Origin of the sequence: Amycolatopsis sp. NPDC047767 (assembly GCF_040704195.1) — a bacterium.
Taxonomy (GTDB): Bacteria; Actinomycetota; Actinomycetes; order Mycobacteriales; family Pseudonocardiaceae; genus Amycolatopsis.
In genome coordinates this window covers 20273-43707 of record NZ_JBEYSJ010000007.1, presented here as the reverse complement: position 1 = coordinate 43707, position 23435 = coordinate 20273, and the positions used below count along the sequence as shown (strand labels likewise).

Sequence of the window (23435 nt, the reverse complement as noted above, 5' to 3'; positions counted from 1 at the left end):
TCGAGTTGAACCCTGCGCCACCTGGCACTCGAAGTCAACGGTTGGAAGAATGAGTTCCTCCTAATCGTCCGTGGGCTTCGGGATGTCGAAGTAGCTCGAGAACCGCACCGCCGGGGCGTATTCACCCTTGACCTTGACGCGGCCCGTCACGAACATGGCCGCGGGGGCGGACGTGCCGGTGGCCATGCGGATGAAGTCGTCGACCGAGAGGGTGAGGGTGGTGTCCGGGGTGCGGGACAGGTCGGTGCTGGAGACGCACGCGCCGGATTCGATGACGGTTTGGAAGCGGTCGTAGCCGTCGGCGCCGGTGCCGCCGGAAAAGCGCCAGGAAATGACGAAGTCGACGTGGCGGGCGCGGTCGGCGCGGAAATGCTCGGACATTCTGCGGAAAATCTCGTCGAGGAAGACCGCGCGTAACTCGGGGTGGTCGGCCAGGGCTTTGAGTTGGTCGCGAGAGGCGCGGTGGACGACGTCGACCAGGGCCTGCGTCGTCAGGCTGCTCAGTTCGATGCCGGCGCCCGCGTTTCCGAGCATGTGCAAGGTTTCCAGGACCTGCACGAACTGCGCGGGCGTGAGCTTGCCGACGTCCAGCTTGCGGGCGAAGCCGTTGACCGCGTGCCCCTCGGAGGCGGCGGAACGGGAACGCGAGAATCGGGACACGAAAACGGAGTCTAACGGCTCAGGCGGGCTTCGGGAGGTCGAAATAGCCGATCAAACCGGCCGCGAATGCGAGGTCGCCTTTCACCTTGATTTTGCCCGTCACGAACAGCACCGCCGGGGTGGCTTGGTGCGTGATGAGACGGAAGAAGTCGACCGGGGACAACGTGATCGTCACGCGCGGGCGGGCGCCCTCGACGGTCCGCGAGACCGTGCACGAGCCGCCGGAGATGGTGGTGGCGTAGCGGTCGTAGCCGCCGGCGCCGGTGCCGCCGGAGAGGCGCCAGTGGATGACCGCTTCGAGAGGCCGGTCGACGCGGAGGTGGGCGCCCATGCGGGCGAAGATCTCGTCGAGGACACGTTCGCGAAGCTCCAGCGAGGCGACGACGGCCTCCAGCTGCGGCCGGGACGCGCGCGAGACGAGCGTGGCGAAGCGAGTCGGGTCGACCTTGGCCAGGGAGAACGCCGGGGCGTCTTCCGAGAGGCGCATCAGCGATTCCAGCAGGCGGCGGAAGTCGTCGCGGCCGAGTTCGCGGGGGTCGATGGCGTCGGCGACGGTGTTGACGTCGAGGCCGTCGGGCGCAACGTGGTCGAGGGCGTCGAGCAGGGCCGCGCCGCGCAGGCCGGACAGGTCCATCGCAAAGCCCCTTCCGTGATCTTCCAGCAAAGGCTACCCATGAGTAGGTAAGCGGGCAAGCACGCGACGACCACGGCGGCAGGTACCGTCTCCTGCTGGCGAGAGGGAGGTCGGAGAGTGCCCGACGAAGATCAGCGCCCGCCCGAGCGGGCCCGGCGGCTGCCGCGCGCGGTGCGTGAGCGGCAGATCCTGGACGCCGCCGTGCGCGTGTTCTCCCGCCACGGTTACCACGCGGCTTCGATGGACGAGATCTCCGACGTCGCCGGCGTCTCCAAGCCGATGATCTACACCTACCTCGGCTCGAAGGAAGACCTCTTCGGCAAGAGCATCCAACGCGAGGCGACGCGCCTGCTCGAGGCCATCCAGGCGGGCGTCCAGCCGGATCTGCCGCCGGACATGCAGCTTTGGCACGGGCTGCGATCGTTCTACCGCTTCGTCGCCGAGTATCGCGAGTCGTGGACGGTGCTGCACCGACAGGCGCTGACGGTCGGCGGCACGTTCGCCGCGGAGATCACGGCGATGCGCGGGCGGGCGATCGAGCTGGTCGCCGCGCTGGTCGTGTCGGCGGGAACGCGGAAGGGCCTCGGGGAGCAGGCCGAGTTCTCGGGCGCCGGGCTGGCCGCCGCGCTGGTCGGTGCGGCGGAGTCGCTGGCCGACTGGGCGCTGGACCACCCGGAGATCTCCGACGGTGTGCTGGCGTCGTGGCTGATGAACCTGGTGTGGCTGGGGTTCAACGACCTCGTCGAAGGTCAGGTCTGGAAGCCGCTGCCCGAAATGAACTCAGAGAGCTGAGATCACGCCGTCCAAGTGTGGCTTGGGTTTCCGGGCATTCCACAACTCGAACGCCCACCCGTCATCCGTCGGCCAGGCGGTGAAGGCCGCGCGGGCCGGTAGGAGCACGGGCTGCTTGAAGCGGACAGACGCCGTGTACGCGTCGGGTAGGCGGCCCTCGAAGGAGGCCAGGGCGTGGGCCTTCGTCCACATGCCGTGGGCGATGGCGCGAGGGAAGCCGAACAGGCGCGCGGTCAGCGGGTGCAGGTGGATGGGGTTGCGGTCGCCCGAGACGTCGGCGTAGCGGCGGCCGATGTCGCCCGGGACGGTCCACAGGGCGGTCGGCGTCGGGGCGACCAAAGAAGCGTGCGGCTTCGAGGAGCCCGAGGAACCGCCGCGGCGCAGGTAAGTCGACACCTCCGACCACACCAGCTCCGTGCCGGCCCACAGTTCGCTCACCATGTCGAACTGCCGGCCCTTCTCGTGTGGCCGCAGGTTCTCCGCGCGGACGCGCGCGGAGAACGTCTCGGTCAAGGACAGCGGGCGCCGGACCGTGATCGAGTTCGCGACGTGCACCAGGCCGAGCAGCGGGAACGGGAATCCCGGCTCCGTCATCAGCGCCATCTGCAGCCCGAACACCAGCATGTGCGGGTAGGTCGCGGGCAGCACATCCGAATACCGGAACCCGCACACCTCCGCGTACGCAGCGACGTGCTCCGAGGACACCGTGACCGACGGCCGCACCAGCTCGATGTCCGGCAGGGTCGAGCCGCCGCCACGGCGCAGCAGGGCCTTCGGGTACAGCGTCGCCAGGCTGGGGGCGCTGGTCAGCTCGCGAACGGACATGTCACGCCCCCAGCAGGGCCTGGCCGCACACGCGGACCACGTTGCCGTTGACCGCGGCCGACGCCGGGTTGGCGTACCAGGCGATGGTCTCGGCGACGTCGACCGGCAGGCCACCCTGGCCGAGGCTCGACAGGCGCCGCCCGGCTTCGCGGATGAACAGCGGGACGGCGGCGGTCATCTTCGTCTCGATGAAGCCCGGCGCGACGGCGTTGATCGTGCCGCCGTACTCAGCGAGCTGTGGCGCGCCGACGTTGACCATGCCGATCACGCCGGCCTTCGACGTCGCGTAGTTCGTCTGACCGACGTTGCCGGCGATGCCCGCGATCGACGAAACGCCGATGATGCGGCCGTTTTCGCGCAGGACCTTGTCGGCGAGCAGCTTGTCGTTCACCGAGAGCTGCGCGGCGAGGTTCACGGTGAGCACGGCGTCCCAGCCGCCCTCGGTCAGGTTGCCGAGCGTCTTGTCGCGCGTGATGCCGGCGTTGTGCACGACGACGTCGACACCGCCGTGGCGCGTGGTGAGGTACTCGGCGAGCTTGGCCGGCGCGTCGGCCGCCGTGATGTCCAGCTGCAGCGCGGATCCGGCGACGCGATTGGCCACTGTGGACAGATCCGCGCCCTGCGCCGGGATGTCCAGGGCGACAACGTGGGCACCGTCGCGGGCGAGGGTCTCCGCGATGGCCTCGCCGATGCCGCGCGACGCGCCGGTGACCAGCGCGACCTTGCCCGCCAACGGCTTTTCCCAGCTGGCGGGCGCCGTGGCGGAGGTGCTGTGCGTGCCGACGCGGATCACCTGCGCGTCGACGAACGCCGACTTCGCCGACAGCAGGAACCGCACCGTCGACTCGGCCGCGGCTTCGGCGCGTTCGGCCACGTACACGAGTTGCGCCGTGGCGCCGCGCTTCAGCTCCTTGCCCACGGAGCGCACGAAGCCCTCCAACGCTCGTTGCGCGATCCGCTCGCGGCCCTCGACCAGCTCCGGCGGCGTGCCGAACACGACGACCCGGCCCGACGGCCCGACCTTGCGGATCACCGGGTGGAAGAAGCGGTAGACCTCGCGCAGATCGGCGGGGTCCGTGATGCCGGTGGCGTCGAAGACGAGGGCCGCGTGGCGGTCCGCAGCAGTCGAAAGAACCTCGATGCCGGCATCGTCGAGCTGACTCTTCAGGGTCTTTTCGAGCCGTCCGCCCGGCGCGGCGCCGAGGAGTGCGGGACCCTCGAGTGCGGGCTGGCCGGCGCGGTACCGGCGCAGCGTGGCGGGGTTGGGCAGGCCGAGCTTCGGCACCACGAACTTCCCCACCGGGGTTTTCGTGAACTGCTGGTACCTGTCAGCCATCGAGCGCCTCCCGTGCCGTCTGCGTCACGTCGCAGTCTAACCTACTCGCTAGTAGGTTACAGTGTGAAAGGGACGACTCAGAGAGGTGGACGCCATGGCGACCAGGAAAACCGCCGCGGTCCGCAAGGTCGCGATCATCGGTGGCAACCGCATCCCCTTCGCGCGGTCGAACGGCCCGTACGCGAAGGCGTCGAACCAGGACATGTTCACCGCCGCGCTCGACGGCCTGGTCAGCCGCTTCGCGCTGCAGGACGAGGTGATCGGCGAGGTCGCCGCGGGCGCGGTGCTCAAGCACTCCAAAGACTTCAACCTCGCCCGCGAGAGCGTGCTCGGCAGCCGGCTCTCGGCCGCGACGCCCGCGTCCGACGTCCAGATGGCGTGCGGCACGGGGTTGCAGGCCGTGATCAACGTGGCGCACAAGATCTCGTTGGGGGAGATCGACTCCGCCATCGCGGGTGGCGTGGACACGACGAGTGACGCTCCGCTGGCTGTGAACGCCGACCTGCGCAAGATCCTCGTGCAGCTCAACTCCGCGAAGACGCTGGGCGACCGCCTCAAGCTCCTCACGAAGCTGCGGCCGGGCCAGATCGTGCCCGAGATCCCGCGCAACGCCGAGCCGCGCACCGGCCTGTCGATGGGCGAGCACGCGGCGCTCACGGCGAAGGTCTGGGACGTCACGCGCGAGGCGCAGGACGAGCTCGCCGCCGCCAGCCACCAGCACCTCGCCGCCGCGTACGACCGCGGGTTCTTCGACGACCTCGTGACGCCGTTCCTCAAACTGGCCAAGGACCAGAACCTGCGGCCGGATTCGACGGTCGAGAAGCTGGCCAAGCTCAAGCCCGTGTACGGCGGCCCGGACGGCACCATGACGGCCGGCAACTCGACGCCGCTGACCGACGGCGCGTCGACCGTGCTGCTCGCGACGGACGAGTGGGCGAAGGCGCACAACCTGCCCGTGCAGGCGTACCTGACGTTCTCGCAGACGGCGGCCGTCGACTACGTCCACGGCGCCGAAGGGCTGCTGATGGCGCCCGCATACGCGGTGCCGCGAATGCTGGAGCGCGCGGGACTTTCCTTGCAGGACTTCGACTTCTACGAGATCCACGAGGCGTTCGCGTCGCAGGTGCTGGCCACGTTGAAGGCGTGGGAGGACCCGGCGTTCGCCAAGGAGAAGCTCGGTCTCGACGCGCCGCTGGGCTCGATCGACCGCGCGAAGCTGAACGTCAACGGCTCGTCGCTCGCCGCCGGACACCCGTTCGCCGCGACGGGCGGGCGGATCGTGGCGACGCTGGCGAAGCTGTTGCACGAGAAGGGATCCGGGCGTGGCCTGATCTCGATCTGCGCGGCCGGCGGCCAGGGTGTGACGGCGATTCTGGAGAAGTGACGATGCGGGCCCCCGGCGTGGGGCCCGCCTGTCGTCAGCTGAGCTGCTTTTCGGCCTTCTTGCTGAGCTTTTCTGCCTGCTTGCCGGCCTGCTTCGCGGCGCGACGGGCGCGCCAGCCGAGCGACGGCTTGCCCGCCGTGTCGCTCGCGGCCAGCAGCAGGCCGCCGGCGATGCCCGCGTTCTTGAGGAACTGCACCTGCTGCGCCTGCCGCTCGGCGGGGTCCTTGATCTCCCAGAACCGGTGCGCGGCGGCCGTCGTGGGCACGAGCGTGCCCAGCAACGCGAGCGACGCCAGCCGCGGCGCCTTGCCCGCCGCGAGCGCGAGGCCGGCCCCGATCTTCACGGCGGCGTCGATGCGCACGAGCGTTGCGGGATCCCGCGGCACCTGTTCGGGGACGAGGCCCTCGACTTTGTCGAACGTCTCGGTGAGGAACGGCTCGATCGCCTTCGCGTGCCCTTGGGTGTCGCGGAGCATGCCGATACCGCCATAGATGAACGTCGACGCGAGCAGTGGACGGGCCACCCGGCGCAGTATCACGGTCGTCGCCTTTCCTGCGAGGTCTTCGGTGCTGGTCGAACCTACAACCGGGATTCCCCGCCGGCGGGTCGCCGAACCGCGCTAGCGTTGCCTAGGTATCTATCGTGTTTTTACTAGATTTACTTAGAGGGCTTTAGCGGCTCCGTCTTGCTTGACCTTGACGCTGCGTCAACTTCTACCGTTGACGACATGGAGTGGTCGATCCAGGACATCGCCCGAGCGGCGGGCACGACCAGCCGGACGCTGCGGCACTACGACGCTGTCGGGCTGCTCGCGCCCAGCCGCATCGGCGGCAACGGCTACCGCTACTACGACTCGGCCGCCCTGGTGCGGCTGCAGCGGATCCTGTTGCTGCGTGAGCTCGGCTTGGGGCTGCCCGCAATCGCTTCCGTGCTCGACGACGAGCGCGACAGCGTTGTCGCCTTGTCGACGCACCTCGCGTTGCTGGAACAGGAGCGGGCGCGGATCGGGCGGCAGATCGACTCCGTGCGGACCACGTTGAGGAAACTGGAGGGAGGTGAACCACTCATGGCGGAGGAAGTTTTCGACGGCTTCGACCACACGGTGCACGAGGCTGAGGTGACGTCCCGTTGGGGCGCTTCGGCTTACCGCACCGGTGACCGGTGGTGGCGGTCGTTGTCGGCTTCGGAGCGTGCGGCGCACCAGCGGGAGCAGGGCGAGATCGCGACCGCTTTCGGTGCGGCGCGGGCTGCGGGGTTGTCGGTTGAGTCTGCCGAGGCGCAGGCGATCGTGGGCCGGCTCCACGCCTGGCTGCGGCCGGCGGTGAAGACGGTGTCGCGCGGGTACTTCGCGGGGCTGGGGCAGTTGTACGTCGACGATCCGCGGTACGGGTCCTACGACGCCGACTTCGGCCCCGGAACGGCGGCGTACATCCGGGACGCGATGCGGATCTATGCGGAACGGAACCTGACGGAGTAGGGCGACGTCGGAGTGAGCGCTGGGGGTGGGGATGGTCGGGGCTGCAGACCCGCCCATCCCTCTGGCTTGGGTTGGTCGGTGTTGGCGAGTGGTCCAGTGGCGCCTGCTGGACTGGCACGACCGGTCTCTTCGTGACCGGTCCAGTGGCGCCCTTGGGCCCGGCACGACCGGTCCCCTCGCGCCGCGCGCAGACGCGAACGGACCCCTCGTGCGGCGTCGGTGCGAACGGTCCAGTCGCACCCCTCGCACCGGCACGAAAGGTGACTTCGCGCGACGGTCCACTCGCACACGCAACACGGCGCGAAGAGTCCCCTCGCGCGCCAGGGGAACGGCGAACGGTCCAGCCGTCCCGGCCGACCGGGCACGAACAGTCCCCTCGCGCCGCGCACTGACGCGAACGGTCCTGTCGTGCACGCGGCCGAGGGCGAAGAGTCCGTTCGCGGCGGAACCGGTGCAGGCGGACCCATCCCGTGGCGGCGTGGGCGCGAAGGGTCCACTCGGGCATTTCGCCCGATGCGACGGGTCTGTCGGGAGGGGCGCCGGTGCGAACGGTCCGTTCGCGTGCGGGCGTGGTGTGAGGGGTCCGTTCGCGCTCCGAGGCCGGGGCGAAGGGGACGGTCGCGAGGTCGGGGCGGGGTGAGGGGACCGGTCGTGCAGACCAAACGGCCGCAGCGCGGCGAGGGGCGACACGCGCTAGCGGGATATGGCGCAATATCGGGCCCACGCTAGATAGGCCGATACGGTGGCAGAGTGGACCCCATCCGCAATCCGTTCGCGCCCGGGGCTGGGCAGCGGCCGCCTGAGTTGGCGGGGCGGGAGCGTGAGCTGAGGGCGTTCGAGGTGGTCCTGGAGCGTGTCGCGAGGGGGCGGCCGGAGCGGAGTCTGGTGTTGACCGGGCTGCGGGGTGTGGGGAAGACCGTGCTGCTCGGGGAGTTGCGGTCGATGGCCATTCGGCACGGGTGGGGTGCGGGGAAGATCGAGGCGCGGCCGGATGCGGAGCTCAGGAGGCCGTTGTCGGCTGCGCTGCACCGGGCGATTCGGGATCTCGCGGTCCGGCACCGGGCGCCGGACCGGGTTGAAGAGGTCCTGGGGGTGCTGAAGGCGTTCGCGTTGAAGGCGAACAAGGCCGACGCGAAGCTGAGGGATCGGTGGCAGCCCGGGATCGAGGCGCCGGCCGCACAGGGGCGGGCCGATTCCGGCGACATCGAGATCGATCTGGTGGAGCTGTTCACCGACGTCGCCGAGCTGGCCGCCGACGTGGGCACCGGGGTGGCGCTCCTGATCGACGAGATCCAGGATCTGCAGCCCGACGACGTTTCGGCTCTGTGCGCCGCGTGCCATGAGCTGTCGCAGTCCGGGGCGCCGCTGGTGGTGGTCGGGGCTGGACTGCCGCATGTACCGGCCGTGTTGAGTGCGTCGAAGTCTTACTCGGAACGGTTGTTCCGCTACGCACGGATCGATCGGCTGAGCCGCGAGGACGCCGACTTCGCCGTGATGGCGCCGATCGAGCGCGAGGAAGCCGGCATCGAGCCCGAGGCGCTCGACGCGCTGTTCGACGCGTCCGGCGGCTACCCCTACTTCATCCAGGCCTACGGCAAAGCGGCGTGGGACGCCGCGCCCGCGGATCCGATCACGGTGAAGGACGTGCAGGTCGCGGCGCCCGAGGCGGAGTCCGAGCTGGCCGTGGGGTTCTTCGGCTCGCGCTACGAGCGCGCGACGCCCGCCGAGCGCGAGTACCTGCTCGCGATGGCCGAGCTGACCCAAGGCCGCGACGAGGCCGCCGGCACCGCCGACGTGGCCGTCTACCTGGGGCGCAAGCCCTCCTCGCTGTCGCCGGCGCGCGACAGCCTCATGAAGAAGGGCCTGGTCTACTCCGCCGAACGCGGGCAGATCGCCTTCACGGTGCCCCACTTCGGGCACTACCTGCTCGGCCGCGACTGAGCGCCGTCTTCCCTCACTACCGCTGTATGACGCTGCCTAGCAATATCTAGCAATAACGCTAGACGATCCGATACGCCGCTAGGCCGTTACCGCAAAGTGACCCGAGACACGCGATTTGTCCGGCGCAAACCCGGATATTGCCGATGATTCATCGGCAAGTAAGCCACGTCACCGCTGATTCGTTGGCATCCATGTGAAAAAAGGCGCATACTAGAGACACAGCCACCGAGAACCTCCAAAGGGGATGCAGAAACAATGAGCAACATCGCCGCCAAGCTCCGTGCTCGTCGCGCCGAGGCTCGTACTCGCCGGGCACTGAACCGGGCGATCGACACCGCGGCCACCTCGACGGTGCGCCAGGAGCTCATCGCCCTCGCCCAGGCGCGTCAGCCGTTCATGCGCTGACCCAGCCGTAACTGGTTAGTGTGTCACTCACATGAGTGACCTAGACCACAAAGTGCTGTGGGTGTAACGCCGCGACTCGCGGCATCGATACCCACTACGACCCCGTGATGCTGGCGGACCCCCGACCTGGCAGCATCACGGGGTTTCCATATGTCTGGACCCTTTGTCCGATTCCCCGAAACCCTTGCGCGAACCGGCTTGCGGCGCGATGCTTGACTCCGTCAACGATTTGGTTGAGGTGGTCAATGAACGACGTGAGCCTGGCCGAGCGCGTTGCCACCGTGCGCGCGTTCAACCGCCTGTACACCGGGGTGATCGGCGTCCTCGACGAAGGACCGGCCGACGCCGAATATTCGCTGAGTGAAGCGCGGGTGCTGTTCGAGGTCGCCCAACAAACCGAGCTCCACGTGAGTGACCTGCGAAAACGCCTCGATCTCGACGGCGGCTACGCGAGCAGGCTGCTCGGCCGCCTCGAGAGCCGCGGCCTGGTCCTCCGCGAGCGCAGCGGCGAAGACGCCCGCCGCCAGATCGTGCGCCTGACCGACGCCGGCCGAGAGGCGTTCGCCGACCTCGACGGCCGCTCGGTGCGCCAGATCGGCGGCCTCCTCGAACGCTTCCCCGACGAAGACCAGCGCCGCCTGCTCGGCGCGATGGGGACCATCACGCAGCTCGTCGGTGAGAAAGCCACCGACCCCACGCTCGTGTTGCGCACCCCGCGACCGGGCGACCTCGGCTGGGTGGTCCACCGCCACGGCACCCTCTACGCCCGCGAGTACGGCCTCGACGAACGCTTCGAAGCCCTCGTCGCCCGCGTGGTCGCCGATTTCGCCGACCACCGCGACGACCCGCGCCAGGCCGCGTGGATCGCGGAGCTCGCCGGCGAACGCGTCGGCAGCATCTTCTGCATGCCGAGCGCGGACGAACGCACGGCCAAACTCCGCCTCCTGCTGCTCGAACCCGCCGCCCGCGGCCACGGCGTGGGCAAACGGCTCGTGCACGAATGCGTCGAGTTCGCCCGCGGCCGCGGCTACGCGGCCATGGAGCTCTGGACGCTCTCGGCCCTCGACGCCGCCCGCGGCATCTACCGCAGCGCCGGGTTCGAACTCCAGTCCGCGGAACCCACCCGCGACTTCGGCCCGCCGGTCACCGGCGAGACCTGGCGGATGGAGCTTTAGATGTTCGTCGTCTACTGCGCCGTCTGCGATCGCCGCACCCTGCTCGGCGTCGACGAGGTCGAGTGGGTCGAGAACCTCACGCGCGGCATGATCTCCGTGTCCGGCCACTGCCCGCGCGGCCACGACGTGGTGATCCTGACCGGCGACGCGTTCACCCCGCACGAAGACCCGCGCTACTTCGGGCCGGCGCCGCGCATCTGGACCAAACCGATGAACAAGCTGCGCTCCTGGCTGCGCGGCCACTTCGAGGTGAGCCGCGACCTGCCCGGCCCGTTCTACCGCTTCTGACGCCCCATCAGGAAGAACTCCGGGTTCGGCTTCAGCGCGGTGAGGTGCGCCAGCCGGTTCGACATCGCGAACAGTGCCGTGATCGCGCCGACGTCCCAGATCTCGTCCTCGGTCAGCCCCGCGTCGCGCGCCGCCTCGAGGTCGGCTTCGCCGAACAGGGCGGAATCCTGCGCCAGCGCCAGCGCGAGGTCGACGATCGCCCGGCCGCGCTCGTCCAGCTCCACCTGCCACGGGTTCGCCGCGACGCGGTCGGACAGCTCCGGGTCCTTCGCGCGGATCCGCAGGATCGCCCCGTGCGCGACGATGCAGTACGTGCAGTGGTTCGCCCCCGACGTCGCGACGACCACCAGTTCGCGCTCGGCCTTCGTCAAGCCGTCTTCGCGCTCCATCAACGCGTCGTGGTAGTCCATGAACGCCCGTAGCTCCGCCGGCCGGTGGCCCAGCGCGCGAAAGATGTTCGGCGTGAAGCCGGATTTCTCCGCGATCGCGGCCACCCGCGCGCGCAGGTCTTCGGGCAGGTCTTCGAGTTCGGTCACGGGGAACCGGCTGTCGCTCATAGCCCCACGCTAACGCCAAACACGCCACCCTTGGCACCACGCGTTCACCCGGGTGGAGTTTGCTTACCCCGTGAACTGGACCGCATACGTGGACGGTTACTGCGAACGCCTCGCGCCCGGGCCGTGGGGCGAGCCGCTGAACGACGTCACCAACCTGGCGTTCCTCGTGTCGGCAATCGCCGTGTGGTGGCGCGCCGACGGGCGGCGGATCGGGCGGACGCTCGCGGTGCTCGTCGGGCTGGTGTTCCTGGCCAGCACGGTGTTCCACCTGCTCGCGACGCGCTGGGGCGGCGCCGCCGACTCCGGCTTCATCCTCGTGTTCGTGCTCTATTACGCCGCGAAGTTCCCCCACGTTTTCCTCGGCGTCAGGCCGAAATGGTCCTGGCTCGCCGCGCCCGCGTTCGTGGTGCTCACGGCCGCGCTGGCGGCGCTCGGCGGTGGGCTGTACCTGCCGGCGCTGATCGGGCTGGCGGTGTTCGCCGGCGTGCTCGCGTACGCGCGCGACCCGTACTGGACGCACTTCGCCGTGGCGGGCGCGGTGTTCGCGCTGTCGCTGGCGTTCCGTACCATCGACGGCGTCGTGTGCGGGGATTTCCCCGTCGGCACGCACTTCCTGTGGCACCTGCTCAACGCCGTGGTGCTCTACGTGGTGTCGAACGCGATGATCGGCAAAGAGAAAGCCCCCTCGCCGGAACCGAATCCGGCGAGGGGGCCGTCCACAGTGGACTAGAACTCAGTGCACGCCGATGGGCCGCAGGTCCTTGTCGTGCTCGTCCGCGTGGTAGTCCTCCGGCTGGGTCTCGTCGACGCCGGGGTTCCACTTCGCCGCGTGCGCGATGGCCGAGACGATCACGGCGACCAGGATGTTCGCGATCAGCGCCACGAAGCCCGGGTAGATCTGCACCGTTGCCAGGCCGGTGCCCGAGAACGGGTGCCAGCCGAAGATCGACAGGTTGCCCATCGCGAGCGCCGAGCCGCCGAAGTGCAGCTTTCCGTTGGCGGGGTTGGGGATCCCGTACAGCATGATCAGGCCCCAGCCCATGCCCACGACCCAGCCGGCGATGAGGCCGGCCTTGTGCAGCCACCGCGTGTACAGCGCGAGCGCCACGGCCGGCAGCGTCTGCAGGATCAGGACACCGCCGATGAGCTGCAGGTCGATGGAGAACTGCGGGTCGATCAGGATGATCACCAGCACCGCGCCGAGCTTCACGATCAGCGACGCGAGCTTGGCCTGCTTGGCTTCCTGCTTCGGCGTCGCGTTCTTGCGGATGTACTCCTTGTAGATGTTGCGCGTCCACAGGTTCGCCGCGGCGATCGACATGATCGCGGCCGGCACCAGCGCGCCGATGCCGATCGCGGCGAACGCGATGCCGGCGAACCAGTGCGCGAACTGCGAGTCGAACAGCAGCGGGACGATGGTGTTGCCGTCGGGCTTGCCGGTGGCGTTGTTGGTCAGCGGCTTCACGCCGGCGCTGATGGCGACGTACCCGAGCAGCGCGAGCAGGCCGAGCACCAGCGAGTATGCGGGCAGGGCGACCATGTTGCGCTTGATCACGTTGCGCCCGCGCGAGGCGAGCACGCTCGTGAGCGAGTGCGGGTAGAGGAACAGCGCGAGCGCCGAACCGAGGGCCAGCGTGGCGTACTGCAGCTGGTTCGTCGACGTCAGCAGGATCGAGCCGGCCGGTTTGCCGGTGGCCGGGCTCGGCGTGGCCAGCTTCGTCGCCGCCTGGTTGAAGATGTGGTCCCAGCCGCCGAGCTTCGAAGGCAGGTACACGATCGCCACGATGATCACGATGTAGATCAGGATGTCCTTGACGAACGCGATCAGCGCCGGCGCGCGCAGGCCCGACTGGTACGTGTACAGCGCCAGGATCAGGAACGCGACCAGCAGCGGCAGGTGCCCGACGATGCCGGAGCCGTTGATGCCCATCGTGCGCAGCACGGCCTCGAGGCCCACCAGCTGCAGCGCGATGTAGGGCATGGTCGCGACGATGCCGGTGATGGCGATGAGGAACGCGAGCGTCGGCGAACCGAAGCGGCCGCGCACGAAGTCGGCCGGCGTCACGTAGCCGCGCGAACGGCTGACGGACCACATGCGCAGCGCCGGCAGCAGCACGATCGGGTAGACGACGATCGTGTAGGGCAGCGCGTACATGCCGAGCGCGCCGGCGCTGAACACCAGCGCGGGCACGGCGACGAACGTGTACGCCGTGTAGAGGTCACCGCCGAGCAGGAACCACGTGATCCACGCGCCGAACTTGCGGCCGCCGAGGCCCCACTCGTCGAGGTGGTCGAAGTTCGCGCCGGCCTTCCAGCGCGACGCGACGAACCCGAGCACGGTGACGAGCGCGAAGAGGATGATGAAGATGGTCAGCTGGACCCACTGGATGGTCATCGGCTCTCACCCTCGTCGAGGTCGTCCACGCTCAGCTTGTCCGGCTCGTCGGTGGTCGGCTCCTTGCGGGTCGCCCAGTAGACGATGCCGGTGCACAGCACGCCTGCGGCGACGAACACGAGCTGGAACCAGTAGAAGAACGGCATGCCGAAGAGCCGGGGGCCGTCGAAGTTGAACAACGGCGTGACCAGGATCAACAGCGGGACGATCAGCAACAGGTTCCACGGGCTGAACTGGAACCCGCGCACCCGCCCGTCCGGTTTTGTTGTGGACATCGGGACCTCACCTAACACTCACGCAACACGCGACGGGCCTGACCCTAGAACTTCGGCCACACGGGCGTCACGTGAACGGCACAACGATTTGATCAGCCCAGGTCAACGACTTGGGAACGGTCTTCGGGGCCGTTTCCAGGGCACTTGCGCCGACCCGGTCAATCCGGCCTTCGGGGGACGAAGTGTCCGGATCCGAGCTGTGGACAACCTCGTGGACAGCTGCCTGGGGACGGTTTCGGCGTTGATCTAGGGGCTGTGGGCGCCCGGCTCGGCGTCGCCCAGGTGTTGTGGTTGCGTGGCTCGCGGCGGTTTCCACACCTTGTGCACAGAGTTGTCCACAGGCAGTGGACAACTTTCGACTAGACTGCGAGGCATGGTTCGGGTGCCGTTGACGGACGAAGAGCGCTCCCGCGGTGAGCGCCTCGGGGTGGCGCTGCGCGCTGCCCGCGCGGGCCGCAGCATGGTCGACGTCGCGGCCGAGGCCGGGATCTCGGTGGAGACGCTGCGGAAGATCGAGACCGGACGCATCCCGACGCCGGCGTTCTTCACGGTCTCGGCGATCGCCAAGGCGGTGGGGGTGCCGCTGGACGTGCTGCGGACGGCGTGCGAGGAGCCGGACCCCGCGTTCAAGATGTCGCAGGCCAGCTAGGCGCGCAGCTTCGCGAGGATGTGCTCCCGGTCGTTGATGAACGCGCACGCGCGCACCGGGAGGTCGAAGGAGTTCAGGAGCTTCTCGAGGTCCGAGGTCTCGTCCGGGTTGAGCGGCACGTCGGCGATGGTGATGTGGGCGGCGAGGGTGTCGGTGAGCTCTTCCCATTCGCCGGCCCACTGCAGCGTGCGGTAGTGCGCCAGGTCCTCGGGCGGGAGTCGGTCGGACAGCAGGTCGAGCAGGCTGTCGGTGAAGTAGCTGATGCGGTTCTCGGCGCGGTCGGCCACCGTCGGGTTCGCGGGGTCGCGCGCGGTGTCCGGGTTGCGGATCACGCCGTCGCCGGCGATGGGGTATCCCGTGTGGACGAAGCCCTCCGGGTCGACGAGCACCACGACCTGCACGCCGTAGCGTTCGCCGACGCAGCGCCAGCGGCCGTTGTACTGCCGGGTGCGGGGTTCGCTCGGATCGTTGGCGACGTCCTTGATCACCGCGATGATCTGCTCGTCGCTCCAGCCGGGTGGGAACTCGCTGGTTGCCCGGCGGCCGGTGCCCGGAGCGTGTCCACCGCCCACGTCAGCTCCTCTCGTCCGGTGGGAGCCTAACCCGCCGGACGCGGGTCAGCCGAGCAGTGAGAGCGCCGCGATTCCGACCACCAGGAGGTCCGGTCCACGGAAGAGCTGGCGGGCGAGGTTGGCGGGCAGCGGACCGGCTGGGGTGTCGACGAATCCGGCGCTGCTGTAGTCCACCGGCTTGCGCGTGACCGTGCGCAACACCGACAGCACAGCGAGTGCCACGGTGACCCACGACCGCGCGTCGACCGACGTGCCGAGCGCCGCGAGCGCGGCCGCGAGCAGCGCCGACCACACGACGGCGACGACGGTGAGCACCACGCCGTGGGCGACGACGAGCTCGGAATCCGTGGAGCCGAGCCAACGCCGGCGGCCGGGGTTGCGCCACAGCACGCCGAGACCGGCGCCGAACGGGGTCAGCGCGACGTAACCCCCGAGGCCCACGAGCACGGAACCCGGCAACGTCGGCACGGCCACGTGCCCCACCGCGACGGCGAGCGCGACGAGCAGCAGCATCCCCGCGTAGCGCGAACGACCGGCGATGCCCGCGACGGCCAGCCTCAGCGGCGTCGGCCGGCCCAGCGACCACCGGCCCGACGCCGTGGCCTCGGGCAGCATCATCATCGGGTCGAGGAACGTGACGGCGACCGAGCGCAGCACGCGCGCGTTCCAGCCGTCCAGCAGGATCGCCCGGCCCGCACGCGTGACCGGTTCACCGCCGAACGACAACGCGACGGCGCACAACAGGATGCCGCCGCCCGCGTACTGCACCGCGACGGGCCCGAGGTGCGCGGCCGCGACCACGACACCCAGCACGGCCAGCAGCACCGGCCCGGCGGTGTCGATCCGCAACGCCGTGCGCCGCGCGGTCGCGAACACCAGGACCGCGCTGCTCACGACCAGGGCGAGCGCCGCGCGCCACAGGTCCAGGGAGCTGCCGCCCACCGCCAGCATCAGCCCGGCGAGGTACGCGACGACGATGACGAAGCCGGTCAGGCCGCCCGCCAGCCGCGCCGCCACGACTCGGCGCCGGTCGACCTGGGCGAAGTCCATCCACGTGAGTTCGGCGGGTTCGGTCCAGACGAAGCCCCGCCGGAGCAGGCTTCGCCAGCCGACGGCGCAGCAGAGCGTGACCAGGCCGAGCACGGCGGGGTAGTCCACAGGGGACGGTCCGAAAAGGACTCGATGCCAGGCCTCGGTGCGGAAGAACGCGGTGAAGAGGAAGCCGACGCCGAAGATGAGGACGAAGGTGGCGCTGTCGCCGCTGAAGATCCCGCCGAAGCGCTTCCGGCCGGGGACGCGCAGGCGGGTGGCGAGGGCTACCACGGGAGGGCCCCGCTCTCGGCCGCGCACGCGGGGCAGTTCGAGGTCACCACAGTTCGAGGACGCTGTCGGCCGCGTCGAGGAGGGGTTGGTGGTGGGTGGCGACCACGACGGCGGCGCCGGAGGACGTGGAGCGTTTGATGAGGTCCACGAGCCAGTCCTTGCCCGCGGTGTCGAGGGCGCGTTCGGGTTCGTCCAGAAGCAGGACCTTGTGCGGGCGGGCCGTGACGCCGAGCAGCAGCAGGCGGCGGCGCTGGCCGGCGGAGAAGTGGCCGGCGGTGACGCGGGCGCGGTCGGCGAGGCCGGCGTCGGCCAGCAGCGCGTCGAAGTCGCCCAGATCGACTCCGAAGGAGCCGGCCAGGAGTTCCAGGTGCTGCATCGGCGTGAGCTCCGCGAAGAAGTCGGAGTCGTCGAAGAGCACGGAGACCTTGCGGCGGAAGGCGACGCTGCGTTCGTCGGGCTTTTCGCCGTCGATGCGGACGCGGCCGCGCTGGGGTTCCTGCATGCCGTACAGGCAGCGGAGCAGGGTGGACTTGCCGACGCCGTTGGGGCCGACCAGCACGGCGCACTCGCCGGGGTCGACGGAGAAGTCCAGGTCGTCGAGCAGCCACAGGTCGCCGGCCTTCACGCCGAGGCCGCGGGCGTCGATGATCATCGGCAGGACCACCCGTGCGCGAACGCTTGCATGCGGCTCACGCTACCGGGCGCCGCCGACGATCTTGGGGCCACGGGCAGCACGAAGGGGACGTTCGCGCCACAACGGTGCGAACGTCCCCTTCGGACAGAACGTCAGCTCAGGCGCTGGGCCAGCGCGTCGAGCTCGTCACGCAGCGAGGTGGGCACCTCGCCGATCTTCGCGAACCACTCCTCGATCAGCGGCAGCTCCTCGCGCCACTCCTCGGGGTGCACGGCGAGCGCGGCCTCGATGTCGGCGGCCGGCTCGGTGAGGCCCTCGGTGTCGAGGTCCTCGGCGCGCGGCACGAAACCGATGGGCGTCTCGACGGCGTTGCCCTTACCCTCGACGCGCTCGATGACCCACTTGAGCACGCGCGAGTTCTCGCCGAAGCCCGGCCACAGGAAGCGGCCGTCGTCGCCGCGGCGGAACCAGTTCACGTAGAAGATCTTCGGGAGCTTGTTGGCGTCGGCGTTCTTGCCCAGCGTCAGCCAGTGCTTGAAGTAGTCACCGGCGTGGTAGCCGAGGAACGGCAGCATCGCCATCGGGTCGCGGCGCACGTTGCCCACCGCGCCGGCCGCGGCCGCCGTGGTCTCCGACGACATCGTGGCGCCCATGAACACGCCGTGCTGCCAGTCGCGGGCCTCGTTCACCAGCGGCACCGTGGTCTTGCGGCGACCGCCGAACAGGATCGCCGAGATCGGCACACCCTGCGGGTCGTCCCACTCCGGCGCGAGGATCGGGCACTGCGACATCGGCGTGCAGTAGCGCGAGTTCGGGTGCGCGGCCTTCTCCTCGGACGCCGGCGTCCAGTCCTGGTGCTTCCACGACGTGGCGTGCTCGGGCGTGTTCTCCATGCCCTCCCACCAGATGTCGCCGTCGTCGGTCAGGGCGACGTTCGTGAAGACCGTGTTGCCCTTTTCGATGGTGCGCATGGCGTTCGGGTTGGTGTGCCAGTCGGTGCCCGGCGCGACGCCGAAGAAGCCGAACTCCGGGTTCACGGCGTAGAGGCGGCCGTCTTCACCGAAGCGCATCCACGCGATGTCGTCGCCGAGGGTCTCGGCGCGCCAGCCCGGGATGGTCGGCTGCAGCATCGCGAGGTTGGTCTTGCCGCAGGCGCTCGGGAACGCCGCCGCGACGTAGTGGACCTTCTCCTCGGGCGAGATCAGCTTGAGGATCAGCATGTGCTCGGCGAGCCAGCCCTCGTCGCGCGCCATGACCGAGGCGATGCGCAGCGAGTAGCACTTCTTGCCCAGCAAGGAGTTGCCGCCGTAACCCGAGCCGTAGCTCCAGATCGCGCGCTCCTCGGGGAAGTGCGAGATGTACTTGGTGTCGTTGCAGGGCCAGGCGACGTCCTTCTGGCCCGGCTCGAGCGGCGCACCCACCGAGTGCAGCGCCGGCACGAACTCGCGCTCGGTGCCGTCGGGGTTGATGAACTTGTCCAGTGCAGCCTTGCCCGCGCGGGTCATCACGCGCATCGACGCCACGACGTAGGCGAAGTCAGTGATTTCCAGACCCAGCTTGGGGTTCTCGTCGGAAAGCGGTCCCATGCAGAACGGGATGACGTACATCGTGCGGCCCCGCATGCACCCGCGGTACAGCTCGGTCATCGTGGCCTTCATCTCGGCGGGCGCGACCCAGTGGTTCGTCGGGCCGGCGTCCTCCTCACGCTGCGAGCAGATGAAGGTCCGGTCCTCGACACGAGCGACGTCACCCGGGTCGGAAGTGGCCCAGTAGGAGTTCGGCTTGGCCTTCAGCTTCACGAAGGTCCCGGCCTCGACCAGCTCGTCGTTGATCTTCGCGGCCTCTTCGTCGGACCCGTCGACCCACACCACGCGGTCCGGGGTGGTCAGCTCGGCGACCTCCCGGACCCAGGACAGCACGCCACTGTGCGTCGTCGGCGCATTGTCCAGTCCGGGGATGGCGACTGCGGTCATCTCTACTCCTGACTTCCGAACTTCCGACGACAAATAAGCCCACACGCCGGACCGCGATGTCCGGGTGCGGGCCTCGTTGCCGGCGACCGAATGGCTTCGCACACCGGGGGTGAGCCGGTGTGCGGGTTTTTGGGATTCCTCGACTGTAGCCGGATGACCGGCAGGTAACCGAGAGCTGACCTGTCGGTTCTCTCACAAGAACGATAAGGGAATCGATTCAGTTGTCACCGGATTGGTCCAGTGCCGGAAATCCTTTCGATGCGGGGTACCCAATTCGGACGAGGGTCAGCGGGCGCGGAAACGACAACGGGCCCGGCGAGTGCCGGGCCCGTTGTGACGTGAGTTACAAATGGGTCAGTTGGGGCTGATCCATTGCCCGGTTCCCGAATCGATCTTCGCGACTCCCGAAAGCAGCTGCGTGCCGTCGCCGCCCCAGATGGAGTCGCTCGCCGGGTCGGCCGCGCGGACGCCGGCGCTTTCGGCCTCGGTCCACTGGCCGGCGCCGGTGTGCTCGTAGGTGGTGGTGCTGCCGTCGGCGCCGATCTCCACCGCGACGTCGGCCTCGCCGTCTCCGTCGGTGTCGGTGAAAGCCATCGTGCCGCCGTCCTTGGTCTCGACGATGGCGGTGTCGTTGTGGCCGTCGTGGTCGGTGTCGATCGTGGCGACGCCGGCGTCGACCTCGCCGTCGGGCAGGTCGGCGTGGATGTGGCCGGTCGTGGAGTCGTCCTGCGAGTGCGTGTCGGTGCCGCCCGGGTGCTCAGCGCCGCCGGACTCGACCCACGCGCCGCTCGCCTCGTCGTAGACCGCCTGGTCCACGGCGTGGCCGGAGCTGTCCAGCACGGCGTACTGGTCGGCGACGCCGTCGCCGTCCGAGTCGATGAACGCCTGCGCTGTGCCGTCGTCGTGCTCCACGATGGCGGTGTCGTTCACGCCGTCGGAGTCGACGTCGTAGTTGACCTCCGCCTGGTAGTCCTGGCCCTCGACGTGGACCGTCATGGACTCGGGTCCGTTGGCGTCGGTGTCGGTGCCGCCACTCTCGTCGACCCACATGGGAAAAGCCCCCTTTTAGGACCGGGTCTCGCCGGCTGCGTCTGCTGTCGATCGGTAGGACTCACGTTAGGCCGGTTCGGTTCCCGTCCACAAGCTGATCAACCCCGGTCACGCAGCGTTCGGATGCGCCCGAGCAGCGATTCCGCCCTCGCGTGGCCGTCGGTGGCCTCCTTCAGGCGCTTGGCGGTGATCGCGATGTTCTTCGCCCGCTCCTGCGCGCCCATCTTGATCGTGCGGTCCACGTCCTTGAGCTCGGCCTCGATCGCCTCGATGCGGCGGCTCAGCGCCTCGTCGAGCGCCATCGACAGCTGCTGCTCGGCTTCGATGAGCTGCTCGGCCACGAGCTGGTCGAGCGTGGATCGCGCGTCGGCGATGGCCTCGACCAGCCACTGCTTCATGTGCTGCTTGTCGGCGGCGTGCTTGCGCGTGCGGGCCATCCACCAGCCGGCGCCGAGGCCGATGATGATCGTGGCCGGCAGCACCACCGGGTTCAGGATCGCGACGCCGGCCAGCGGCAACGCGGCGATCTTGCCCGCGCCGACGCCACCCGAGATGCCCATGAACACCAGCAGCTTGTCCTCGGCCGTCGGCGGCTTCTTGTCCGGCGGCCGCAGCACCACGGGCGGCCCGCCGGCCCGAGCGAACTGTGCGCGGATCACGTCGAGCTCCTCGGGGGAGAACAGCTCGGACAACGCCACGTTGGTCACGTGGTTCAGCCGTTGCGAAAGCAGCATCGAGACGCGCTGCGACGTCGTCTGCAACGCGAGGTCCACCTGTTGCGGCAACGCGGCCAGCTCGTCGCGTTTCGCCGAGTCGATGCGCTGGCGGAAGTGGGTCTGGGCGTCGCGCATTTCGCGGCTGCTCTCGTGGCCCACCTCCACGCGGGTGCGCTGGATCTCGCCACGCAGCTTGAGCTGCCAGCCGCGGGTGGACGAACGGCGTTCGGCCTGCAGGTGGTCCCGGCGTTCGCGCAGCTGCTCCGCCTCGGCCTCACCCGCCGAGAGCGCCCGGCTCTCGGCCTGCAGCTTCGCCTTGATGCCGGCCAACGCGCTGGAGAGCGCGCGCAGGGTGTTGGCCTCGGCCAGCATCATCGAGCGGCCGACGAGCATCTCCTGCAGCGCCACCTGCACGGCGGCGATGCCCGACTTCTCCCGCAGCATGGCCGCGACCTGCTCGTTCGGCGCTTTCGCGGCCGTTTCGAACACGCGTGCCGAGACGGGGTGGAACACCGCGTCGGCGAAGCGCGGAGCGTGCTGGGCGAGCAGCCGGCGGTCGGCTTCGAGGATCTCGCGCCAGCCGCGGAACGCGTCGGTCTTGGCCAGCACGAACAGCACGGTCTCGACCCGGTCGGCCACATCGCGGAGGAACTGCAGCTCGGTGGAGGTGAACGGCGCCGACGCGTCGAGCACGAACACCAGGGCCGTCGCGCTCGCCGCCGCCTCGCGGGCCAGCTCGCCGTGCAGCGAGTCGAGGCCGCCGACGCCCGGGGTATCGACGAGCGTCAGGCGCTCCAGCAGCGGCACCGGCCCGGAGACCTCGACGTAGCGCGGCGGGATCTGTCCCGGCGGCAGCTCGTGGGCGGCCGAGACCCAGTTGACCAGCTCGCCCAGCTGGATGGGCACGGGCGCGAGCTGCCCGGGGTAACAGGCCTGCGCGCCCCACTCCTGGGCGTGCTCGAAGACGAGGTACGTGGCCGTGGCGACGTCGGCGTCCACAGGGGACAGTCCCGGGGCCGCGAGCAGCGCGTTGACCAGGGTGCTCTTGCCCCGGTTGGTCTCGCCGACGACCACGACCGACGGTTTCGCCGCGCGCGCCCGGCGCACGTCGTCCACCCACTTGGCGGCCTGCGGGTCGGCGTCGCGGACCACGGTGAGCAGCTGCTCGCGCGCGGCCTGGACCTGGGCGGGAAGGCTGGGAGAGGTCACTGGGCTCGCTTCGCGTAGACGGTGACGACGGGCGCGCGCAGCAGCCGCTCGCCCTCGGCGAACCCGATCACCTCGGTCTCGGCGACCACGCCGTCGAGCGCCGGGTCGTCGGTGGGGATCGCGCCGCCGGCCTCGTGGCAGGAGGGGTCGAAGCGCTCGCCGTCGGGGCGCAGCGCGGTGACGCCGATGTCGGCGAGGCCGTGTTCGAGCCGCTGGACGACGCCGCCGCTGCGGGCGCGGTCGAGCGCGTAGAGGCAGAGCTGGATGAGCGCCTGACGATCGGCCAGCGCGCGTTCGAGATCACCGGGGGCAGCTACGACGTCCACATCCGTGTTCGACGTGGCCGGGTCGGCGGTGGTTCCGGGCTCCCCGTCGACGGGTTCCGTGCCGCGGTTGCGGAACCAGGCCACACCCTCACCCCCGCCTCGCCCCGCGGACCGCCCGTTCGGCCCACCGGGATTGCACCAGTCTGGAGCAGATCTTCGCCAGTCGGGCGCGAATCCGGGAGCGCAAACGCTTGCGAACGGCGTCAGGCGAGGTCGCGGATCACCGAGCGCATCGCCTGTTCCAGCGAAGGCACGTCTTCGGCGAAGCGCGAAGACACGAGGATCTGGTCCTCGGCCGTCCGGAGCCAGACGCGGCCCGCCACGGAGATCTCGATGACCGACAGCCGAAAGGGCCGCGCCCGCCGGCCCAGGTCGACCTCGGTCTCGCGGACGAGCTGCCCCAGCCGGTCGCCCGCCACGATCTGGCGCCGGTAGAAGCCGGCGGCGCCCAACGCGGCGTGCAGCGCGGGCCGCCGGGCCTCCGTGAAGTGGCGCGCGGCCGCGGGCGTGAAGTGCTGGATGGCCAGGTCGATGGCCGAGCCGTCGCCGGGAGCAGGCCGGCCGAAGCGGCCGCGTGGCGTCCGCGAACCCGACTCACCGCGGAGCCGGACGAACTCCAGGAGATCGGTCCACCAGTCCGCCCATTGCGCCTGCACGGCGGCGCGGTCGATGGCCGGCGGCACCCGCACCGGCACCGCGGGCTCCACCGGTGGCAGGAGCTGGCCCTCGGCGACCGACAGCGCGAGCACGTCCCGGAGGTACAGAGCGATGTCGATCTCCTGCTCGCTCCCCCAGGACGCCCGCCACGAGGTGGTGTTCTCCAGCCGCACGAAATCCAC

25 protein-coding genes are annotated in these 23435 nt (G+C 69.6%); 9 read left to right on the top strand and 16 right to left on the bottom strand.

Annotated features, from left to right (window positions below; genetic code table 11):
* Positions 1–60: 60 nt before the first annotated feature.
* Together AB0878_RS14910 and AB0878_RS14905 are read right to left on the bottom strand one after the other, a co-directional pair.
* Positions 61–660, bottom strand: coding sequence for an SCP2 sterol-binding domain-containing protein (locus tag AB0878_RS14910; RefSeq protein ID WP_366580053.1), 600 nt, complete (start codon positions 658–660; stop codon positions 61–63).
* A gap of 19 nt (positions 661–679) precedes the next feature.
* Complete coding sequence (locus AB0878_RS14905) at positions 680–1294, bottom strand: SCP2 sterol-binding domain-containing protein (protein ID WP_366580051.1); 615 nt, start codon at positions 1292–1294, stop codon at positions 680–682.
* A 117-nt stretch (positions 1295–1411) separates the two neighbouring features.
* On the opposite strand from AB0878_RS14905, the gene AB0878_RS14900 reads away from it, so the two are divergent.
* Positions 1412–2086 (top strand): TetR/AcrR family transcriptional regulator, encoded by a 675-nt coding sequence (locus AB0878_RS14900; RefSeq protein ID WP_366580049.1) that lies wholly within the window; start codon positions 1412–1414, stop codon positions 2084–2086.
* Here the strand turns inward: AB0878_RS14900 and AB0878_RS14895 are convergent.
* Complete coding sequence (locus AB0878_RS14895; RefSeq protein WP_366580047.1) at positions 2075–2911, bottom strand: MaoC/PaaZ C-terminal domain-containing protein; 837 nt, start codon at positions 2909–2911, stop codon at positions 2075–2077. The two genes, AB0878_RS14900 and AB0878_RS14895, sit on opposite strands and share 12 nt — an antisense overlap.
* Position 2912: 1 nt before the next feature.
* A complete protein-coding gene (locus AB0878_RS14890; protein WP_366580045.1) occupies positions 2913–4247 on the bottom strand; it encodes a 3-oxoacyl-ACP reductase in 1335 nt (444 codons plus the stop codon).
* A gap of 94 nt (positions 4248–4341) precedes the next feature.
* Between AB0878_RS14890 and AB0878_RS14885 the strand changes: the two genes are divergently transcribed.
* Positions 4342–5631 carry an acetyl-CoA C-acetyltransferase gene (locus tag AB0878_RS14885; RefSeq protein WP_366580043.1) on the top strand — a complete coding sequence of 430 codons (1290 nt, stop codon included), beginning with the start codon at positions 4342–4344 and terminating at the stop codon, positions 5629–5631.
* 34 nt (positions 5632–5665) lie between these two features.
* Here the strand turns inward: AB0878_RS14885 and AB0878_RS14880 are convergent, their stop codons facing one another.
* Positions 5666–6169, bottom strand: coding sequence for a DoxX family protein (locus AB0878_RS14880; protein WP_366580041.1), 504 nt, complete (start codon positions 6167–6169; stop codon positions 5666–5668).
* A 189-nt stretch (positions 6170–6358) separates the two neighbouring features.
* Here AB0878_RS14880 and AB0878_RS14875 point away from each other — a divergent pair, with 189 nt between their 5' ends.
* From AB0878_RS14875 to AB0878_RS14855, 5 genes are all read left to right on the top strand, one after another.
* Complete coding sequence (locus tag AB0878_RS14875) at positions 6359–7108, top strand: MerR family transcriptional regulator (protein ID WP_366580039.1); 750 nt, start codon at positions 6359–6361, stop codon at positions 7106–7108.
* A 750-nt stretch (positions 7109–7858) separates the two neighbouring features.
* Positions 7859–9049, top strand: a complete 1191-nt coding sequence (locus AB0878_RS14870) for an ATP-binding protein (RefSeq protein WP_366580037.1) — start codon at positions 7859–7861, stop codon at positions 9047–9049.
* A gap of 255 nt (positions 9050–9304) precedes the next feature.
* Complete coding sequence (locus AB0878_RS14865; protein ID WP_162836041.1) at positions 9305–9454, top strand: hypothetical protein; 150 nt, start codon at positions 9305–9307, stop codon at positions 9452–9454.
* A gap of 245 nt (positions 9455–9699) precedes the next feature.
* Positions 9700–10629 (top strand): bifunctional helix-turn-helix transcriptional regulator/GNAT family N-acetyltransferase, encoded by a 930-nt coding sequence (locus AB0878_RS14860; RefSeq protein ID WP_366580034.1) that lies wholly within the window; start codon positions 9700–9702, stop codon positions 10627–10629.
* Positions 10630–10917, top strand: a complete 288-nt coding sequence (locus tag AB0878_RS14855) for a hypothetical protein (protein ID WP_366580032.1) — start codon at positions 10630–10632, stop codon at positions 10915–10917.
* Here AB0878_RS14855 and AB0878_RS14850 read toward each other — a convergent pair.
* Positions 10905–11474, bottom strand: coding sequence for a peroxidase-related enzyme (locus AB0878_RS14850; protein ID WP_366580030.1), 570 nt, complete (start codon positions 11472–11474; stop codon positions 10905–10907). The genes AB0878_RS14855 and AB0878_RS14850 overlap by 13 nt on opposite strands.
* Positions 11475–11544: 70 nt before the next feature.
* Between AB0878_RS14850 and AB0878_RS14845 the strand changes: the two genes are divergently transcribed.
* On the top strand, positions 11545–12204 hold the full coding sequence (locus tag AB0878_RS14845) for a hypothetical protein (protein ID WP_366580028.1): 660 nt from the start codon (positions 11545–11547) through the stop codon (positions 12202–12204).
* 3 nt (positions 12205–12207) lie between these two features.
* Here the strand turns inward: AB0878_RS14845 and mctP are convergent, their stop codons facing one another.
* Together mctP and AB0878_RS14835 are read right to left on the bottom strand one after the other, a co-directional pair.
* Complete coding sequence (gene mctP / locus AB0878_RS14840; RefSeq protein ID WP_366580026.1) at positions 12208–13869, bottom strand: monocarboxylate uptake permease MctP; 1662 nt, start codon at positions 13867–13869, stop codon at positions 12208–12210.
* Positions 13866–14144 carry a DUF3311 domain-containing protein gene (locus AB0878_RS14835; RefSeq protein ID WP_285971437.1) on the bottom strand — a complete coding sequence of 93 codons (279 nt, stop codon included), beginning with the start codon at positions 14142–14144 and terminating at the stop codon, positions 13866–13868. Before AB0878_RS14835 ends, mctP begins: the two co-directional genes overlap by 4 nt.
* Positions 14145–14517: 373 nt before the next feature.
* Between AB0878_RS14835 and AB0878_RS14830 the strand changes: the two genes are divergently transcribed.
* Positions 14518–14793: a helix-turn-helix transcriptional regulator gene (locus AB0878_RS14830; RefSeq protein WP_366580024.1), complete on the top strand. Its 276-nt coding sequence runs from the start codon at positions 14518–14520 to the stop codon at positions 14791–14793.
* Here the strand turns inward: AB0878_RS14830 and AB0878_RS14825 are convergent.
* From AB0878_RS14825 to AB0878_RS14790, 8 genes are all read right to left on the bottom strand, one after another.
* Complete coding sequence (locus AB0878_RS14825) at positions 14790–15365, bottom strand: EndoU domain-containing protein (protein WP_366580022.1); 576 nt, start codon at positions 15363–15365, stop codon at positions 14790–14792. The two genes, AB0878_RS14830 and AB0878_RS14825, sit on opposite strands and share 4 nt — an antisense overlap.
* Before the next feature lie 45 nt (positions 15366–15410).
* Entirely contained in the window at positions 15411–16688 is a 1278-nt protein-coding gene (locus tag AB0878_RS14820; protein ID WP_366580020.1) for a DUF6297 family protein, read from the bottom strand.
* 43 nt (positions 16689–16731) lie between these two features.
* Positions 16732–17337 (bottom strand): ABC transporter ATP-binding protein, encoded by a 606-nt coding sequence (locus AB0878_RS14815; protein WP_366580539.1) that lies wholly within the window; start codon positions 17335–17337, stop codon positions 16732–16734.
* Between the two features lie 137 nt (positions 17338–17474).
* Positions 17475–19295 (bottom strand): phosphoenolpyruvate carboxykinase (GTP), encoded by a 1821-nt coding sequence (locus AB0878_RS14810; protein WP_366580018.1) that lies wholly within the window; start codon positions 19293–19295, stop codon positions 17475–17477.
* Between the two features lie 354 nt (positions 19296–19649).
* Positions 19650–20345 carry a hypothetical protein gene (locus AB0878_RS14805; protein WP_366580016.1) on the bottom strand — a complete coding sequence of 232 codons (696 nt, stop codon included), beginning with the start codon at positions 20343–20345 and terminating at the stop codon, positions 19650–19652.
* Between the two features lie 98 nt (positions 20346–20443).
* Positions 20444–22270 (bottom strand): dynamin family protein, encoded by a 1827-nt coding sequence (locus tag AB0878_RS14800; protein WP_366580014.1) that lies wholly within the window; start codon positions 22268–22270, stop codon positions 20444–20446.
* The gene (gene grpE / locus AB0878_RS14795) at positions 22267–22596 is read right to left on the bottom strand and encodes a nucleotide exchange factor GrpE (protein ID WP_285974398.1); all 330 of its coding nucleotides are present in this window, start codon (positions 22594–22596) and stop codon (positions 22267–22269) included. Before grpE ends, AB0878_RS14800 begins: the two co-directional genes overlap by 4 nt.
* Positions 22597–22799: 203 nt before the next feature.
* On the bottom strand, positions 22800–23426 hold the full coding sequence (locus AB0878_RS14790; RefSeq protein WP_366580012.1) for a hypothetical protein: 627 nt from the start codon (positions 23424–23426) through the stop codon (positions 22800–22802).
* Between the last annotated feature and the right edge of the window lie 9 nt (positions 23427–23435).

Bases quoted from the DNA above. Each gene is read 5' to 3' on its own strand.
- AB0878_RS14905 (WP_366580051.1), bottom strand. From the start codon at position 1,294: ATGGACCTGTCCGGCCTGCGCGGCGCGGCCCTGCTCGACGCCCTCGAC.
- AB0878_RS14895 (WP_366580047.1), bottom strand. From the start codon at position 2,911: ATGTCCGTTCGCGAGCTGACCAGCGCCCCCAGCCTGGCGACGCTGTAC.
- AB0878_RS14890 (WP_366580045.1), bottom strand. From the start codon at position 4,247: ATGGCTGACAGGTACCAGCAGTTCACGAAAACCCCGGTGGGGAAGTTC.
- AB0878_RS14885 (WP_366580043.1), top strand. From the start codon at position 4,342: ATGGCGACCAGGAAAACCGCCGCGGTCCGCAAGGTCGCGATCATCGGT.
- AB0878_RS14875 (WP_366580039.1), top strand. From the start codon at position 6,359: ATGGAGTGGTCGATCCAGGACATCGCCCGAGCGGCGGGCACGACCAGC.
- AB0878_RS14865 (WP_162836041.1), top strand. From the start codon at position 9,305: ATGAGCAACATCGCCGCCAAGCTCCGTGCTCGTCGCGCCGAGGCTCGT.
- AB0878_RS14860 (WP_366580034.1), top strand. From the start codon at position 9,700: ATGAACGACGTGAGCCTGGCCGAGCGCGTTGCCACCGTGCGCGCGTTC.
- AB0878_RS14855 (WP_366580032.1), top strand. From the start codon at position 10,630: ATGTTCGTCGTCTACTGCGCCGTCTGCGATCGCCGCACCCTGCTCGGC.
- AB0878_RS14850 (WP_366580030.1), bottom strand. From the start codon at position 11,474: ATGAGCGACAGCCGGTTCCCCGTGACCGAACTCGAAGACCTGCCCGAA.
- mctP (WP_366580026.1), bottom strand. From the start codon at position 13,869: ATGACCATCCAGTGGGTCCAGCTGACCATCTTCATCATCCTCTTCGCG.
- AB0878_RS14835 (WP_285971437.1), bottom strand. From the start codon at position 14,144: ATGTCCACAACAAAACCGGACGGGCGGGTGCGCGGGTTCCAGTTCAGC.
- AB0878_RS14830 (WP_366580024.1), top strand. From the start codon at position 14,518: ATGGTTCGGGTGCCGTTGACGGACGAAGAGCGCTCCCGCGGTGAGCGC.
- AB0878_RS14810 (WP_366580018.1), bottom strand. From the start codon at position 19,295: ATGACCGCAGTCGCCATCCCCGGACTGGACAATGCGCCGACGACGCAC.
- AB0878_RS14805 (WP_366580016.1), bottom strand. From the start codon at position 20,345: ATGTGGGTCGACGAGAGTGGCGGCACCGACACCGACGCCAACGGACCC.